At 56.1% G+C, this 17361-nt stretch carries 15 protein-coding genes; 11 read left to right on the forward strand and 4 right to left on the reverse strand.

The genetic code is table 11. The features are described from left to right. The first annotated feature begins 92 nt into the window (after positions 1 to 92). The 4 genes from L1F30_RS13960 to L1F30_RS13975 all read left to right on the forward strand — a co-directional run bounded on the left by L1F30_RS13960 (position 93) and on the right by L1F30_RS13975 (position 4312). Complete coding sequence (locus L1F30_RS13960; RefSeq protein ID WP_253356941.1) at positions 93 to 2402, forward strand: TonB-dependent receptor; 2310 nt, start codon at positions 93 to 95, stop codon at positions 2400 to 2402. Positions 2403 to 2700: 298 nt separating this feature from the next. Next, positions 2701 to 3285: a GNAT family N-acetyltransferase gene (locus L1F30_RS13965; protein ID WP_253356943.1), complete on the forward strand. Its 585-nt coding sequence runs from the start codon at positions 2701 to 2703 to the stop codon at positions 3283 to 3285. 5 nt (positions 3286 to 3290) lie between these two features. Further along, a complete protein-coding gene (locus L1F30_RS13970; RefSeq protein WP_253356945.1) occupies positions 3291 to 3851 on the forward strand; it encodes a metal-dependent hydrolase in 561 nt (186 codons plus the stop codon). Positions 3852 to 3940: 89 nt separating this feature from the next. Further along, positions 3941 to 4312 (forward strand): VOC family protein, encoded by a 372-nt coding sequence (locus tag L1F30_RS13975; RefSeq protein ID WP_253356947.1) that lies wholly within the window; start codon positions 3941 to 3943, stop codon positions 4310 to 4312. A gap of 20 nt (positions 4313 to 4332) precedes the next feature. Here L1F30_RS13975 and L1F30_RS13980 read toward each other — a convergent pair whose 3' ends face one another. Continuing rightward, the gene (locus L1F30_RS13980) at positions 4333 to 4653 is read right to left on the reverse strand and encodes a DnaJ domain-containing protein (RefSeq protein ID WP_253356949.1); all 321 of its coding nucleotides are present in this window, start codon (positions 4651 to 4653) and stop codon (positions 4333 to 4335) included. Positions 4654 to 4783: 130 nt separating this feature from the next. Between L1F30_RS13980 and L1F30_RS13985 the strand changes: the two genes are divergently transcribed. From L1F30_RS13985 to L1F30_RS14000, 4 genes are all read left to right on the forward strand, one after another. After that, a complete protein-coding gene (locus L1F30_RS13985) occupies positions 4784 to 5203 on the forward strand; it encodes a DUF1810 domain-containing protein (protein WP_253356951.1) in 420 nt (139 codons plus the stop codon). 92 nt (positions 5204 to 5295) lie between these two features. After that, positions 5296 to 6282, forward strand: a complete 987-nt coding sequence (locus L1F30_RS13990; protein ID WP_253356953.1) for an AraC family transcriptional regulator — start codon at positions 5296 to 5298, stop codon at positions 6280 to 6282. A gap of 132 nt (positions 6283 to 6414) precedes the next feature. Continuing rightward, positions 6415 to 7461 (forward strand): efflux RND transporter periplasmic adaptor subunit, encoded by a 1047-nt coding sequence (locus L1F30_RS13995; RefSeq protein WP_253356960.1) that lies wholly within the window; start codon positions 6415 to 6417, stop codon positions 7459 to 7461. After that, on the forward strand, positions 7461 to 10613 hold the full coding sequence (locus L1F30_RS14000; RefSeq protein ID WP_253356962.1) for an efflux RND transporter permease subunit: 3153 nt from the start codon (positions 7461 to 7463) through the stop codon (positions 10611 to 10613). The genes L1F30_RS13995 and L1F30_RS14000 overlap by 1 nt, the downstream gene beginning before the upstream one ends. A 244-nt stretch (positions 10614 to 10857) precedes the next feature. Here the strand turns inward: L1F30_RS14000 and L1F30_RS14005 are convergent, their stop codons facing one another. From L1F30_RS14005 to L1F30_RS14015, 3 genes are read right to left on the reverse strand one after another with little or no spacing between them, the layout of a single operon-like run. Continuing rightward, on the reverse strand, positions 10858 to 11670 hold the full coding sequence (locus L1F30_RS14005; RefSeq protein WP_253356964.1) for a M48 family metallopeptidase: 813 nt from the start codon (positions 11668 to 11670) through the stop codon (positions 10858 to 10860). Between the two features lie 38 nt (positions 11671 to 11708). Next, a complete protein-coding gene (locus L1F30_RS14010) occupies positions 11709 to 12254 on the reverse strand; it encodes an RDD family protein (RefSeq protein ID WP_253356966.1) in 546 nt (181 codons plus the stop codon). Next, the gene (locus tag L1F30_RS14015) at positions 12251 to 12862 is read right to left on the reverse strand and encodes a uracil-DNA glycosylase family protein (protein ID WP_253356968.1); all 612 of its coding nucleotides are present in this window, start codon (positions 12860 to 12862) and stop codon (positions 12251 to 12253) included. Before L1F30_RS14015 ends, L1F30_RS14010 begins: the two co-directional genes overlap by 4 nt. Before the next feature lie 146 nt (positions 12863 to 13008). Between L1F30_RS14015 and L1F30_RS14020 the strand changes: the two genes are divergently transcribed. From L1F30_RS14020 to L1F30_RS14030, 3 genes are all read left to right on the forward strand, one after another. After that, complete coding sequence (locus L1F30_RS14020; RefSeq protein ID WP_253356970.1) at positions 13009 to 13698, forward strand: glutathione S-transferase; 690 nt, start codon at positions 13009 to 13011, stop codon at positions 13696 to 13698. A gap of 64 nt (positions 13699 to 13762) precedes the next feature. Then, positions 13763 to 15892: an ATP-binding protein gene (locus L1F30_RS14025; RefSeq protein WP_253356972.1), complete on the forward strand. Its 2130-nt coding sequence runs from the start codon at positions 13763 to 13765 to the stop codon at positions 15890 to 15892. A gap of 75 nt (positions 15893 to 15967) precedes the next feature. Continuing rightward, positions 15968 to 17344, forward strand: coding sequence for a MipA/OmpV family protein (locus L1F30_RS14030; RefSeq protein WP_253356974.1), 1377 nt, complete (start codon positions 15968 to 15970; stop codon positions 17342 to 17344). The last annotated feature ends 17 nt before the right edge of the window (positions 17345 to 17361 follow it).

A 17361-nucleotide genomic window follows, 5' to 3' on the forward strand; every position in this document is an offset into this window, starting at 1 on the left:
CCCACCCATGCTCAGCTATAGTCGGCGCCGGCAAGGGCTTTAGCCGCTTGCCAGACAATAACAAGACATCACGCTATTAACAGGAGAGACGAATGAACAACACGCTCGTGAAAAAGCCACTGGTTGCCGCACTGGCCACCCTGGCACTCAGCGCCGGCAACGGCTATGCACAGGTTCTGGAAGAGGTTGTGGTTACCGCGCAAAAGCGCCCGCAAAGCCTGCAGGATGTGCCCGTATCTATTAATGCCGTGGGTGGCGACAAGTTGGCCGAGGGCAACCTTACCAAGATGGAAGACGTGACCGCCTACGTACCCAACCTGTCTATGAGTGAAACCGGCATCGGTACCCAGATTTTTATTCGCGGCATTGGCTCTGGCATTAACCAGGGTTTTGAGCAATCGGTAGGCACCTATGTAGACGGCATCTACTACGGCCGCGCCCAGCTGAGTCGCGCGCCCTTTATGGACCTTGAGCGCATTGAAGTACTGCGCGGGCCACAGGGCATTTTGTTTGGTAAAAACTCCATTGCCGGTGCTATCAACATGACCACCGCCAAGCCCACCGAAGAGCTTGAGCTGAAGGCAGGCATTGTGTACGAGCCGCGCTTTAACCAGCGTGAAGTGAACCTGGTAGCCTCTGGCCCCTTAAACGACACAGTGCGCGCGCGCCTGGCTGTGCGCGGTTACAGCGACGCCGGCTACATGGAAAACGAATTGCAAGACCGCGACGAACCAAGCCGTGAAGAGCGCGCGATTCGCGGCACCATCGCGTGGGACGCCACCGAAAACCTGGAGCTGATTCTCAAGGCCGAGCGCGACACCTTTGATGTAAAAGGCCGCCAGATTGAAATCGTAAAAGAGCTGCCCCGCGGCGATGGTGTGCAGTACGGCCAGATTCTGGCCCAGCTCACAGGCGACGCCCGCCTGATGGACAACGAGCAGGATTATGTGCGCCAATCAGACAGCCCGGAGTTTTCTGAAAACACCGTAGACAACGTGACCTTCACCGCCAACTACGACACCGACATAGGTACCCTTACCTCTGTAACCGGCTGGGCAGGCTACGAGTTTTCCGAAAATTGCGACTGCGACTTTACCGGTGCCGACGTATTCAGCATCGCCATGAACGAAGAATACCGCCAGTTCAGCCAGGAGCTGCGCCTGGTATCACCCGGTGGTGAAACCGTAGATTGGATTGCCGGCGTGTTCTACCAAAGCAACGAGCTGGATTTTAAAGAGGCTACCAGCTTCTCTGAAACCTCCATTCTTGGCCTGCTAGACCCGCAACTGGCGCTGATTCAAGGCATTACCGTACCGCGGGATTACGAGCAAGATGCCACCGCTGCCGCCGTATTCGCACAGGCCACCTGGAACATCAATGAAGCCTGGGCTCTCACCGCCGGCGGCCGCTACACCCACGAAACCAAAGAGGGCTCACGCACCATGCGCACCCTCAATGCCGCCACCGGCACGGCAGACCCTATTGCCGCATTCGTGGTGAAGCAAGCCTTCAATGTGGATACCGAAGAGCTGCAGGTAATGGTGCCCAACGCGCCTGGCCACAACCTGGCGGGCGATCGTGACGAAACCTCATTCACGCCGTCTGTCTCTGTGCAGTACATCGCCAGCGACGATGTCATGTTCTACGCCAGCGGTTCTACCGGTTTTAAATCTGGCGGTTTTGATGCGCGCGCCAACCAAGTGGAATCCTTCGAGTTTGATCGCGAAGAGGCCACCACCTACGAGCTGGGTACCAAAACCCGCCTGTGGGATGACCGCGCAGAATTGAACGCTGCCATTTTCCACACCACCTACAAAGATCTGCAAACCTCACAGTTTGATGGCATCTTGGGCTTTGTGGTTGGCAATGCGAAAAAAGCCGAAGTAAAAGGTGTTGAGCTTGATGGCCGCTTGGCCCTGCCCTACAACCTGATGCTCACGGCCGCCATCGGCTACCTGGATTTCGAGTACAAGGATTTTGATAGCGGCAACTGCTACCACGATCAACCCAACCAGGCACCGGGCGGCATTTGCGATTACACCGGCAAGCCAAGCCAGTACACGCCAAACTGGAGCGGCTCAACCTCACTTGAGCACACCTACGATTTCAGCGAGCTGCAATTGCGCACCACGCTGGACGTAACCTACCAGGGCAAGCAGTTCATTCACCCGAACCTGGACCCACGCTGGGAGTACACACCCGGCGCGAAAGTGAATGGCCGCATTGCACTGGAAGCCGACCAATGGACACTGGCACTGGTGGGTAAGAACCTGACTGATCGCGATACCCTGACCTACACCAACACCGCGCCACTGTCGGCTTCAACTTTTATGACACCTGCCTACTACGGCTTTGTGGAGCGTCCGCGCACCATCGCCCTGCAGGCGGATTACCGCTACTAAACACAGCGGTTTTGCACATCGGGTGAATGGCTCTTCGATTCACCCGCCGCTTGTACAGGAGGTACACCCGCTGCGCCGGCAAGATGCCACTGGCAGCCTCTACGCATAGCTGCAGTAGAAACCTTCAAGCCCCCATTTGGGGGCTTTTTTATGGGTGCACACTTTTCTCTCAATGCACCAACGCACCTGCCAATAGCGAGTGACACTCAAGGGCCTTGCCAAATTGGGCCAACGCAAAGGTTTGGTGGCATTTTTGTGTACACTTACACGCTGGCACTCACGTAAATGAGGCATTGCATTGACCATCAACATCCGCCCCGAAAAGCCTTGCGACATCAGCGCAATTTTTCACCTTACCCGCGCAGCCTTCGCGACCGTTGCACATTCCAATCAGGCAGAGCCATTTATTGTGGACGCCTTAAGAGCGACCAAAGCGCTCACCCTCTCGCTGGTGGCAGAAGACGCAGGCACGCTCCTGGGCCATGTGGCTGTTTCGCAGGTTACATTTGAGCCGAAAAATATGGAGCCGAAAACTGTTGAGCCGAAAACTGTTGAGCCGACTACAGCGGCCTCAACAAGCGAGCCAAATGGCGCACCCAACTGGTTCGGGCTGGGGCCACTTTCGGTATTGCCACAACATCAGAACCAAGGCGTGGGCAGCGCATTAATGCACGCAGCCCTTGGCTCACTTAAGCAACAAGGCGCAGCCGGTTGCGTACTCTTGGGGGAACCCGCCTTTTATCAGCGTTTTGGATTTGCACCAGCGCCAGACCTTAGCCCAGCCAACCTGCCGGGCGAATATTTTATGGCGCTTAAATGGGCGGCCCACTACCCCCAAGGGCGCGTGAGTTATCACCCGGCGTTCAATACAACCGCAGATTAATTGCCATGGCATCCATTATTTCCCACATCGCCGTGCCCATTTGTGCAAGGCTACTGGGCGGCCCAACCCAGGTGCCGCGCAGGCTGTTTTTGTTGGCGCTGCTTGCCTCAATACTGCCCGATGCCGACGTTATCGCTTTCAAATTCGGCATCCCCTACGCCTCGGATTACGGCCACCGGGGCTTTACCCACTCCATTGCCTTTGCCCTGGTACTGGCGGCTGTGTGCGCCGCCTGTTTTCGGGCTCTGCAAGCGCGGCCGGCGGTGATTTTTAGTGTCATTTTTGTGTCGTGTTTATCCCACGCGCTGCTGGATGCGCTCACCAATGGTGGCCTGGGCGTGGCGCTATTCTGGCCGCTGGATTCTGCACGCATCTTCTTGCCTTGGGTGCCTATTGAAGTGTCTCCCATTGGCGTAACACGCTTTTTTACCGAGCGCGGCCTACTGGTGCTTTGGTCTGAGGCAAAAATAATCTGGCTGCCGTGCGCGCTCACTGTAGCCATAGGCTTATGGCTAAAGCGTAGAGTACGAAAAGGCGGGCCCGAAATTGCGCCCATACGCAAATAGGTGCATCGGGCCATCCACCAAAGCCTTCGCTATACTGCACTACACTTTTAACACCCAAAGCCCAACACTTTTCTCTGCAAGGAGCACCCATGGAACTTGGCGCATTTTCCGTTAGCCTCAGTGTAAAAAACCTGGCGCAATCCAAAACCTTTTACGAAACGCTAGGGTTTCGCCCCTGCGGCGGCAATGAATCACAGAATTGGCTGATATTGCGCCAGGGCGATACCGTGATCGGCTTGTTCCAGGGCATGTTCGAAAACAACATACTCACCTTTAACCCCGGCTGGGATCAGCAATCAAAGCCCGTAGGTGCATTTACCGATGTGCGCGAAATTCAGCAGGCGCTCAAAGCCCGCAACATTCCCCTGCTAAGCGAGGCCGATGAAACAAGCCAAGGCCCTGCCAATCTCATGCTGGTAGACCCGGATGGCAATACCATTCTTATTGATCAGCATGTGTAGCAAATAGCGAAGCAGCCCCGTTAGGCAAACTCATCAACACGGGTGCCCAGGTAATCCTGCTCCAATACCACACTGAAACGGCGATGGGCGCGCGTGCCACGCCGTGGGCCACGGCGCTCCCGCGAGGCAGTGGGCAGCTTGCAGGCATTGGCTGCGGGTTCAGTTTTGAGATGCGGGCGCAGCTGGTCGTAGGCTTGGCACAAGCGCAAAAAATCGTCGCTCGGGCGGCCGCCCGTTCGATCTGGATGATGCTGCATGGCAAGGCGGCGGTACTGGCGTTTCACCACATCCGCATTGGCGCCTTCCGGTAACCCTAAGATGGAATAATATTTTTTTAACATACGGCGCGTCACATGGGCTTGGCCCAAGGCGCGCGCAGTCTAAATTGGCACTGTCGTCTAAATCAACATCATTATTGGCCTTTTGTGCAATGTGATAACTGGCGCAAATCCAGCCAGAAAAGGAGGCCCCATGCCCTTAGATGCCGAACGCTTTGTTGTAGCCCAGGCCGACATTTACCCAACCGCACTTGCCGAGCTGCGCGCCGGGCACAAGCGAAGCCATTGGATGTGGTTTATCTTCCCGCAGCTTGCAGGCCTAGGGCGCAGCCAAACCGCGCAACACTATGCCCTTGCCGATATACACGCAGCGCGCGCCTACCTCGCGCACCCACTGCTGGGGCCCAGGCTGCTCAGCTGTTGCGAGGCCCTGATGCCGCACACTGCGCCCATAGGCGCGATTCTTGGCCCGCCAGACGATCTTAAGCTTCGCTCTTGCCTCACCCTGTTTAACGCACTGCCCGGCCCCCACCCCCACTTCAGCCGATTGTTGACACGCTTTTACCAAAGTGTGCCCTGCCCAATGACGCAGGCGCTCCTGGCCACCCCCTGAAATGACCCGCGGGTTCTGCCCCTTTTGTGGCAGGAAAACACTCGCTACCATGTGACTCGAATCCAAACCCGCGTCACAAATTAGGAACAATTGTGCAATTTTCTAGTTATGGCAACTGGGTTAAACCCATCCCGCAACTGCTGCGTCGCTACGGTGCAGACGGCGACGCCCTGCTGACTGAACTCGGCATAGAGTGCCAACCAGACCAACGCATACCCGTGGAAAAAACCGCCGCCGCCTGGCGCCGCGCGGCAGAAACCATCGGCGAGCCGGCCATCGGTTTGTTGGCAGCAGAGGCAGCCCAACCGGCCAGTTGGGGCGAGCTGGGCTTAGCGGTGATGTGTTCGGAAAGTTTGGCGCACGCCATTGCGCTGCTACTGAAATACCCCGCGTTTATCAGCGATTCCATTCACATCAGCACCCACGTGCGAGGCGATGAATACGTTCTGGAAGTGGTGCCCGCCACACCTCAATTGCCCGGTGTGGAATCGCTGGAGTTTGGTATGGCCACGGGCTTTCAGTTATTGCGCGCAATTTTCCCCGGCAAACTTGCCTTGCGTTCGCTCGCGCTCACCCGCACAGACGAGACAGACCTCGCGCCCTATCGCGACTTTTATGGTTGCAGCAGTGTCACTACCAAAAGCCCCATTGCGCGCCAGGTGTACGCGCTGGCCGACATTCATCAACCCCTGCCCTTTGCCAATGAAACTCTGGTTCGCCATCACGAAGCGTTGCTGCAACAGCAGCTTGTGCGCAGCCAGCCCCAGGCGCCGGATCTCATTCGGCAAACCCTCAACGCCATTCGCTTACAAATGGCCGCAGGCGACCTGGATCAAACTGTGATTGCCCGGCAGTTGAATATGTCGCCGCGCCATTTGCAACGCAAACTGAAAGCGCGCGAGCTGCGTTTTACAGATTTGGTAGATCAGGTTCGGCGAGACCACGCGCTGAACTTACTGCGCGATGGCCAGCGCTCGCTCACCGAAATTGCGCACCTGTTGGGATTTTCTGATCACAGTAATTTTACCCGTGCTTTCAAGCGCTGGTTTGGCAAACCGCCTACTCAATATTTGTCGTAATCAGCGGCTGTTATCGGCTATACATTGCGACGCAGCAGCGCCTGCATGTGTAGAGCACCCGCGCCCTTGTGCTAACCTCAAATCACTCAAGCCCACCTGCCAATCACACCACAACACAGCCAGGAGCCCGCTATGCGCCGTGCCATTTTGCTAGTTTCAGTGTTCACCGTATTAAGTTGCTCAAAGGCGCCGCAGCCTGCAGCGCCGGTGGTGCAACCTGCCAAAGTGATCACCGTGCAAAGCCCCAGCGCCATCAACCGCGAACTGCCTGGTGTAGTGCGGGCTTCCCAGCGGGTAGATCTGGCGTTTCAGGTACCCGGGCGATTGGTGCAATTTAATCTGAAAGAAGGCCAAATGGTGCGCGCAGGCCAAGTGCTCGCCAAACTTGATGCGGCCGACTACCAAAGCAACGTGGACGCTGCCCGCGCAGATCGCGATCAGGCCAAAGCCAACTACGACCGCGCACAGGAGTTGATTGCCAAAGATTTCATTTCAAAAATGGATTTCGACAAACTGAAAGCCGGCTTTGAAATTGCCAACTCAAACCTTGATCGCGCTGAAAAAGCCTTGAACGACACCCACCTGGTGGCACCCTTTACCGGCGTAGTTGCCAGAAAGTACGTAGATAACTACGCAGAGGTACAGGCCAAGCAACCCATTTTAAGCCTGCAAGATAAAGACAACCTGGAAATTGTGGTAAATATTTCCGAGTCTATTCTGGCGCGCTCAAGCCAGCCGCAGGCCATAGAAATCAGCGCACATTTTGATGCACTGCCCGGCAAAGAATTCCCGCTGTTTGTTAAGGAGTTCACCACCGAGGCAGACCCACAAACCCAAACCTTCAAATATGTGTTGGGCATTAACGGGCGCGGCGATGCCAACCTGCTACCCGGCATGACCGCCAGCGTGCGCGCAAAGAAACCGGCCGCAGCCTCTGGCAACCTGCTGACGATTCCTTTGCAGGCCGTGACCCTGGGTCCAAACAAAAGCCATGTGGTGTGGCGGCTTGATGAACAAAACCGCGTGCATCGCCAGGCGGTGATTCTTGGCGACCCGGTGGGCAGCAAAAGCATCACGTTGCTGAACGGCTTAAAAGCGGGAGACGTGATTGTGATAGCGGGGCTCGGCGCACTGACCGAGGGGCTTGAGGTTAAGCCTGTCACCGAGGTGCGCTACTGATGAACATTGCCGAGTGGTCTATTAAAAACAGCACCATCACCTGGGTGATGATGGCCATACTGCTGGTGGTGGGCATGCTCGCCTTCAACAAACTGAGCCGCCTTGAAGACCCGGAGTTCACCATTAAAGAGGCCATGATTATCACCCCCTACCCGGGCGCGAGCGCCGCCGAGGTAGAAGTTGAGGTGAGCGATTTAATTGAGCGCGCAGCACAACAGCTTGGCCAGCTGTATTTTGTGGAATCCCACTCCTACCGCAATAAATCCATTGTTAAAGTAAAAATTAAAGACCAGTACGACAAACAAAGCCTGCCACAGGTGTGGGACGAGCTGCGCCGAAAAATTCACGACGTGCAGCAACAATTGCCACCCGGCGCCGGGCCATCGCTCATCAACGACGACTTCGGCGATGTGTACGGAGTGTACCTTGCGCTTACCGGCGATGGTTACAGCCAGAAAGATCTCTTTGAGTTTGCAAAGTTTTTACGCCGCGAACTACTGCTGGTGCAAGATATTAAAAAAATCACCTTTTTCGGTGCACCCCAAGAGGTGATTTACGTTGAAATGGAGCGCGACAAAATGTCGGCGCTGGGCATTGCACCTGAAGATATTTACCGCGCACTGGGCGCCAAAAACACTGCCGAAGCCGCAGGCTACATGACCGTCGGCGAGCGCCGGCTGGCGCTGAACCCCACGGGCGAATTTACCTCGGAACAACAATTTGCCAACTTGCTGGTCAATAGCCGGTCACAAAACCACAAGCCGGTGGCCCTGGGCGATGTAGCGACCATCGAGCGCGGCCTGCAAGACCCACCCACTAACTTGCTGCGCTTTAATGGCGAACCGGCCATTGGGCTTGCTATTTCCACAGCCCACGGCGGCAACGTGGTTACCATGGGCGAAGGCCTCTACGCCAAGGTGGATGAACTAAAGAGCCAGATACCCATTGGCATGCAAATGAACGTGGTATCTATGCAATCAGACAGTGTCACCCAAGCCATTGATAACTTCTTGGTGAGTTTGATTCAAGCGGTGGTGATTGTGATAGTGGTGCTGCTGTTTTTCATGGGGCTGCGCAGCGGGCTCATTATTGGCACGGTACTGGCAGTCACCATTACCGGCACATTTATTTTCATGAGCCTGCTGGACATCACCCTTGAGCGCATTTCGCTCGGCGCGCTGATTATCGCGCTGGGCATGCTGGTTGACAACGCCATTGTGGTGACCGATGGCATGCGCGTGCGCATGCAACAAGGTGAAGATGCATTGGTGGCCGCGCGCAAAGTGGTAAACCAAACTGCCCTGCCACTGCTGGGGGCCACGGCCGTGGCAATTGCCGCCTTCGCCGCCATCGGCACCTCTAAAGATGCCACCGGCGAATACACCCGCTCGCTTTTTAGCGTGATATTTATATCGCTTGCCATGAGCTGGTTTACCGCTGTAACCATCACGCCCTTGTTGTGCCAGCGATTTTTGCCTCGCACGGCACAAGGCCGTGCCGATGAGCCCTACCAGAGTAACCTTTACGTGCGCTATCGCGCGTTTTTAACCGCCGCCATTGAAAAACGCGCGTTAACCCTGGGCGTAACTGCCGTGGTATTTTGCTGCGCACTGGCGGGCTTTGGCTTTGTAAAACAAAGCTTCTTCCCCGATTCCACCCGCCCGCAACTCATGGTGGATGTGTGGTACCCAGAGGGCACGCACATATTGGAAGTCGATAGAAAAATCAGCGCCTTCAGCCAGGCGCTGCAAAAATACCAAGGTGTCACTCACGTTACCACCCAAATTGGCGGGCGCTCGCCGCGCTTTTTACTTACCTACCAACCCGAGTTGCCCAACGAGCATTTCGGCCGCCTGCTGGTAGATGTGAGCGACTACCGTTTACTCAACAGCCTGAGCCAAACCCTGCAGCAGGATCTGGAACATCTGCAACCGGAAGCTCAAGTGAATGTCAGGCAGTTTGTGTTGGGCCCGGCCACCGGCGGAAAAATCCAGCTGCGTATTTCGGGGCCCGATCATGACACCCTGCGCGCACTTGGCGAGCGGGTAATGACAGTGTTGCGCGCACACCCGAATGTAAAAGGCATTCGCAACGAATGGGGGGAGCCAGTACAGGTATTGCGGCCGGTTATCTCAGACACCTTGGCCGGCCAACTGGGCGTTACCCGGCCAGACATAGCACGCGCCACGGCCCACGCTGTTGAAGGCGTGCGCGCAGGTGTTTACCGCGAGCGCGATGAGCTGTTGCCCATTATCGCCAGAGCCCCCGAAGCCGAGCGCCGCAGCCTGGAAAATCTGGATCAGGTGCCATTGTGGAGCCCCATTGCCGGGCGCATGGTGCCGCTCGGCCAGGCGGTTACCCAGTTTGAGCTGGATTTTGAGAACCCGCACATTGGCCGTATGGATCGCGTGAGCATGCTGCGTATTCATTTCGATCAGCGCAGCGGATTGTCTTCGGAGTTGCTGGCAGAAGTGAAAGCGGAAATAGAACAGGCCGTGGGGGTAGACTTGCACCAGTATTTACAAAAGCCCGCGTCCGAAAAAATCGCGCACACCGCACACACCCTGCCCATCAAATACCGTGACCGGCTGCCACTGAAAGACATGCCCGGCTACTTTGTGGCCTGGGGCGGTGAAAACGAAGACTCCGTGAAAGGCGCCTCGGCCATTGTGGGTGCTATCCCGATGTTTTTTGGTTTGATGGTGTTCATTGTCATTTGCCTGTTTAACTCACTGCGTAAAACAGCGGTTATCTGGCTGGTGGTACCTTTGGCAATTGTCGGCGTAACCCTGGGCCTTTTGTTATTTCAACAGCCCTTTGGTTTTATGGCGCTTCTGGGCTTTATGAGCCTTGCAGGCATGTTGATTAAAAACGCCATTGTGTTGGTAGATCAAATAGACGAAGAATTAAAAAGCGGCATGAATGGCGTAGATGCAGTGGTGGCCTCGGGCGTTAGCCGGTTAATCCCCGTGGCCATGGCGGCGGCCACCACCATTCTGGGTATGGTGCCACTACTTACCGATGCGTTTTTTGTGTCTATGGCGGTCACCATCATGTTCGGCCTGGGTTTTGCCACGGTGCTTACACTGGTGGTTGTGCCGGTACTTTATGCCACACTGTTTGGCTTTAAAGCTGCACCAAACAATGCCTGAGTACAATAAAGAGCAATGGCACGCCACCGGTGCGCCATTGTTTGAAGCCCTATATCAGTTAGGTGTTTCCAACACCTGTAACCAAATGCATCTAACCGCAGGCAAGGCATCAACGCTTGCCAAACAGCACACAAAAATAAACCCGGTATGGCTTTCAGGCCACCGGGTTTATTTTTGTGATCAGGCGTTATGATCAGAGCCTTATAAGCGCCAGGCCTTGGGCCACAGCGCGGGATAAAGCCCCTTACTTAACAATAGTGACGGGGTAAACCGCAGATTTTTTGCCCTTGGGGTTTAGCGCCTGCATCTCAGGCACCATTTTGGTCAGGCTTTTTTCACGATTGCCCGGCGCCGGGTGAGTACTTAAAAACTCCGGGCCGCCACTGCCACCCACCTTGGCCATTTTGCGCCACAGGCTGGCCGCTGCCGCCGGGTCATAGCCCGCGCGGGTGGCAAGCTCCATACCCAACCTGTCTGCTTCCAGCTCTGCAGTGCGGCTATTGGGCAGCTCCAGCGCCAGCTTGGCGGCCAATGCAGCACCCGTCAGCGTTAATGCATTGTTATCAGTGGCCGCGCCCGCTGCCACCACGCCCAGGTTAATGGCCATGGCGCGCGACATCCGCTCGGCGGTGTGATTGGCCACCGCGTGGGAGATTTCGTGGCCCATAATTTGTGCCAGTTCGTCATCGGTTAAATCCAGCTTGCTGATAATGCCCGTGTAAATGGCCATGCGCCCGCCGGCCATACACCAGGCGTTAATGGTTTCCATATCGTCAATGATGGCCACACTCCACTCCCAATCGCGGGTATTGGGGTAGGCTGCTACCGCCTCTGTAACCAAGCGCCCGGTAATGGTTTGCACCCGCTCAACGGTGGTTCGATCAGATACCAGTTTGTTTTTCTTGTCGAGCTCGGCCACTGTGCCAAGGTAGGCTTTTTTGGATTCGACAATGGCCGCCTCAGGCGAGATCAGCATCAATTGCGAACGGCCCGTGGGGCTGGTGGTACAGGCGCTGATGAGCGCTGCAAACAGTGCAAGTAATAGAGTATTTTTCATGGCGGGCAGGGTTTCCTTATTCCTGAGAAAGTGTTTGATTATAAAGCATTGCGTTCAGCGCGCCGGTAAATCACGAGCGATCCGGCCATCATGTCGTGGAAGCCTTGTTTGCGGGCATCTATACCCACCCAGATAAACCCCAGGCAACCCACAAGGCTCGAAACAAAATAGCCCAGGTAGCGCACCATAGATTGCTTCACACTTAATGGCCCGAGGGTTTGGGCATCTACCACTTGCAGCCCCAGCAACAGCTTGCCCGGTGTGCCCAGGTACTTCACCCAAAAATAGGCGTAGAGCACCAGTAAAATGCTGTACTCGGCCAGCATTTGCATCAGGATCATCCGCAATTGGGCAAGCCACTCGCGGGCCTGCTCGGGGCTGGGCAGCCCACCCGCGAGTTCCAGGTCAAATTGCCAGTGGCTGGTGCCGAACGCAAAAAAAAGCGGCACAGAAACAAACAGCAATACACACACAGAATCGATCACAAAGGTGGCAAAGCGCACCCAGAAACCGGCGTAACGCACCTCAGGGGCCTGGGCGTCGGGGCCTTGGCAATGGGCGGGCAAATCGAGTTCTAATTTCACAGATGGCGCTCCAGCAACAATCGCACGCGGCACTGTAACGCCGGAACCACCTCTTTTTCAAACCAGGCGTTGCGGGCAAGCCAGCGGTTGTTGCGCGGGCTGGGGTGGGGCAACGGCAAAAGCGCAGGCCAATAGGTTTGCCAGCGCGCAACCGCCCCGGTGACGGTGCAGCCTTCACCCAAGTGCCATTGCTGGGCGTAGCGGCCAATCACCAGCGTAAGCGCGAGCTTTTCGTGGTGCGCGAGCAGCCTGGCCCGCCAATGCTCGGCACACTCGCGCCGTGGCGGCAGATCGCCCGTGGCACCGGTGCCAGGAAAGCAAAAGCCCATGGGCAGAATACTGAACGCGCGCGGGTTGTAAAATTGCTCTCGGCCTACCCCAAGCCATGCGCGCAGCCGCTCGCCACTGGCATCATCAAAGGCTTTACCTGCTGCACGCGCCACGCGCCCGGGCGCCTGGCCGGCAATCAGTATGGGAGCCTGCCAGCCCAGCTGCACAATGGGCCTGGGGGCATCGGGCAGTTGGCCGGCGCACAGTTGGCAGCTGTGCACCTCATCGCTGAGGGTGCTCAACGCAACCTTATCTAAACAAGATTCATCATCGCTCATGGCGCGGCCTGGCTTGGGTATCTGCTATGGTCTAGGGTATGCACGCCGTCCAAAACTCCCCGGTCACACATAATTGAAGGTGGAGCCATCCATCACCGGGGCCACACCGTATACGGGCCTTCTTTTGGCGCAACAAGGATGCATTTGTGATTACCTTACACCACCTCAACAATTCACGCTCCCAGCGTGTGCTTTGGCTACTGGAAGAGCTGGGCACACCCTATCAAATTGAATGCCACCAGCGCGATGCAACCACCCAGCTTGCACCTGCCAGCCTCAAGGCGGTGCACCCCCTTGGCAAGAGCCCGGTGATTGTGGATAGCGATCACGCGCTCACACTGGCCGAAAGTGGCGCCATTATTGAGTACCTGATTAGCCGGTATGGCGATTACAACTGGGCGGTGGATGAATCGGCTGCTGAATATTGGCAATACCGCTTCTGGTTACACTTCAGCGAAGGCTCGGTAATGCCGCCGCTGGTAATGCGGTTGGTGATGAACCGCATAAAAACCGCACCCATGCCGTTTTTTGTAAAACCCATTGCACGCAATATTGCCACTAAAGTGCTGAATAATTTTGTTGAACCCAACATTCGTTCACAACTGGCGTTTATCGAGCAGCACCTGCAGGCGCACACCTGGTTTTGCGGTGCGCGTATTACCGGGGCCGACATCCAAATGAGCTTCCCACTGGAAGCGCAGGTTAGCAACGGCCTGGATGCGAATGAATTCCCCGCCATTCACCGCTTTGTACACCAGTGCCAAGCGCGCCCTGCCTATCAGGCGGCCCTTCAAAAGGCCCCGGGCTATGCCTATGTGTGTGCACCAACGCCTTAGGCACTGAGCAAGCGGGGCTCGCCAAAGCAACTATACTGAAGGGGAACCTCGCCGGGCATTGTGCATGAGCAGCTTTGACCACCACTCCCGTTCACGCGCCACCCTCACCATTTTGGTGGGCGGGCTCTTGCTGCTTGTCACGGCCGTGGGGGCCCAATATGCGCTCTACGGGATCATTGATCGCTACGACAACATGCTCTCTAACCGCATTGCCCACCAAACAGATCTGCACGAAATAAATATCGCCTTCAAAACCCAGGTACAGGAGTGGAAGAACACCCTGATGCGCGGCCACGAAACCGCAGACAGAGATAAATACTGGGCATCGTTTCTGGAGCAGGAACGCCGCGTACAGGTACTGATTCAAAACCTGGAAGCCACCGACCTCAAAGACAGTACAAAAAAGGCACTGCAACGCTTCGCGCGCGCCCACAAACAATTGGCCAATATGTACCGCCAGGGCTACGAGGTGTTTTTAGCCAACGGCTACCAATTGCATCCGGTAGATGATTTGTTGCGCGGCATTGATCGCGAACCCAGCAACAAGCTGCACGATTTTACCCTGAGCCTTGAGGCAGAAATCGCTACCGAGGCCAGCAATATGCGCGACAGCGCAGACACCTACTTCACAGTCACCTTGCTAATCGTACTGTTCAGCTCCGTGGCGGTGGCGCTGGGTGCAGCCTCTATTGTGCGCAACGCCGTGGAAACCGAAGTGGGGGCCCGCACCCGCGCGGATTTCCTCGCCAAAATGAGCCACGAAATTCGCACGCCCATGAACGGCGTACTGGGCATGAGCGAGCTGCTTGCCTCTACCCCGCTTACCGAGCAGCAAAAACGCTACAACCAGGCCATTCACAGCTCCGGCCAATCGCTTTTGGTACTCATTAACGACCTGCTCGACTACGCCCGTATTGAATCGGGCAAAATGGCGCTTGAGGAAATTGAATTTTCCGTGCGCGGCGTGCTGAGTAATTTGTACTACCTGTTTGTACAGAAAGCCAGTGAGCGCGGGCTTGAGTGGCATATTGATATCCCGCCCACTGTGCCCGACACCTTTACCGGTGATCCGGCGCGCCTCAACCAGATTCTGGTGAACCTTGTGGGCAACGCCTTTAAGTTTACCGAGCAAGGCAGTGTTACCCTCAACATAAGCTGGCAACAAGAGCGCCTGATCTTCGAGTGCGTCGATACCGGCATCGGCATGGATGACAAAACCCGCGCCCAACTGTTTGAAGCCTACAGCCAAGCCGACGATTCCATTCACCGCCGCTTTGGTGGCACCGGCCTTGGCTTGGTGATCAGCCGTGAATTGGCGCTTCAGATGAAAGGCGAGCTCCGCGTACAAAGCCAGGTTAATGCAGGCTCCTGCTTTACGTTGGATGTGCCCCTACCGGCGCTCGCCCCCTGCTCGCAAGCGTTCGGGCCAGAAAAGCCCTCGGTGCTGCTGTGTGTAGAAGACGACTTCCAGTGTGCAGACTACCAACGCTATTGCGATTACTGGGGCCTGCCCACGCAAGTTGTGAGCCCTGGCAGTGACATCACCGAAGCCGATGCCCTGAGCATCTGTGTGATCGATTTGGCCAACCATCACCAAAGCGATGAACTGGCCCAAGCCTACTCGGCCCAGGGCTATCAAGCTCTACAACTCTACGACGTAGGCCAAAGTAACGAGTGGGTAAACAGCCGTGGTGAAGTAACCCGCGGCTTTAAAGACCGGCCGCCTTTTGGCGCCTTGTTGAAACCCCTGTTACTTGATTGCCTGCAATTAGATAACCTAACCCAACACCCGGATACCCCGCACCTGGGTATTCGGCCGCTTAACATACTCGCGGTAGACGACAACGCCGTAAACCGCACTGTGGTATCGGCCATGCTTGCCAAGCTCGGGCATCGCTGCACGCTGGCCTGTGACGGCGAAGATGCCGTCACCCAGTTTCTCAACACCCCCCGCCGGTTTGATCTGGTGCTAATGGATTGTGAAATGCCCGTGCTCGATGGCCTGGGGGCCCTCAAGTGCATTCGTGAAATTGAACAGCAAAAAAACATGGCCCCCACCCCCATATTGGCGCTCACCGCCAATGCCTATGAAACCGACCGCGAGCGCTACCTAAAAGGCGGCATGGACGACGTACTCACCAAGCCCATCAGCCTCAATCGCCTCAAATCCGCGCTGCGAAAACACGCCCTTTAGCCAACACTCAATTTCACCCCTGTTCTGGTATGATGCGCGCTTTCTGAACTGCCTACCCAAGGAGCTGTTTCGGCCATGAAAGCCATTGCCGCCGCGCTGAGTTTGTGCGCCCTCTGTTTTACTCACCCGGCCCTGGCCGAACCCGCCCCCGGCGCCACCCAAGGTGTTTGGGCCACAGGTTTTACCACGCGCCTGCAAGCCTCGCCCTACGCCGGTGAAGATTCCCGCCTCGATTTCTTGCCGGAGATCTACTACACCGGCGAGCAATGGTACCTGGCGGGCACCGAGGCCGGCTGGCTAAAAGAAGTAGACGATGGCCTGTACATCGATGCCTTCATCCGCTACCGATTTGGTGGCTATACCGAAGACCAAGTAAGCGACCTGGCCGACATGCGCCGTACCGGCACCCTTGAAGGTGGTGTGCAAGTGATCAAGCACACAGGTTTTGGCGAACTGCGCCTGGGCGCTGCGCACGATCTGCTGAACCGGCATCAAGGCTACAGTGCGAGCCTTCAGTGGCAAAAAGATTGGGTATTTAACAATGTCACCCTCACACCTATTGTGGCCGTTGAGCACGACAGCGCCGAGGTAAACACCTACTTTTACGGCGTAAAAAATAGCGAGGCCGAGCCCGGCCGCCCGGCCTATGAAGCTGGCAGCTCAACCCGGCTGCGCCTGGGCCTGGAAAGCTGGGCACGCCTTGGCAAAGCGCACTTGCTGGGCCTTAGCTTAAGCCACACCCAGCTTGGGCGCACAGTGTCAGACAGCCCAATCGTTGACGGCAATCAACGCACCGAGCTCACCTTCAACTACCGCTACGAATTTTTAAACAACCCGGCCTCCCAAGCGGTAAACCAGGCGGCCGAGAGCGACTGGCTCAAGGGTGAGTGGGAATGGCGCCTGGCGGGCGGCTACTGGAAAGACGGCAACTTCATTGAAATGATTTACCTCAACAACATGGCCGTAGATACCAACGACACCGCCATGGTGAGTGCATTTCTCAGCAAAAAAATCAGCAATGAAGCCTGGAACCTGCCCATTGATGTGCACTTAACCGGCGGCCTGGTAAGGCATTTTGAACGCGGCGGGCAAAGCGATTTTAACGAGTATGTTGTGGCCCTTAAGGGCTACTTCAATCGCTTCCCTTGGTCGCACATTATTGAAACCCGTGTGGGCTTTGGTTACGGTTTTTCCTATGGCGAACAGGTGCCCTGGCAGGAAACAGAAAACGTATTGCGAAAAAACCTGAACGACTCACGCATGCTGCAGTATCTGGATTACAGCTGGGATGTAAACCTGGGCGATTTGTTTAACAATGAATCCGCCAAGTATTGCTACGGCGGCTACAGCATCCATCACCGCTCAGGAATTTTTGGCCAAACCGATGTCTACAACCGCGTAGATGGCGGCTCTAACTGGAATACCTTTTACGTGCAGTGCAAGGTGCGCTAAGCCGAGCCCACAACATT

Origin of the sequence: Simiduia sp. 21SJ11W-1, from assembly GCF_024138675.1 — a bacterium.
Taxonomy (GTDB): Bacteria; Pseudomonadota; Gammaproteobacteria; order Pseudomonadales; family Cellvibrionaceae; genus Simiduia.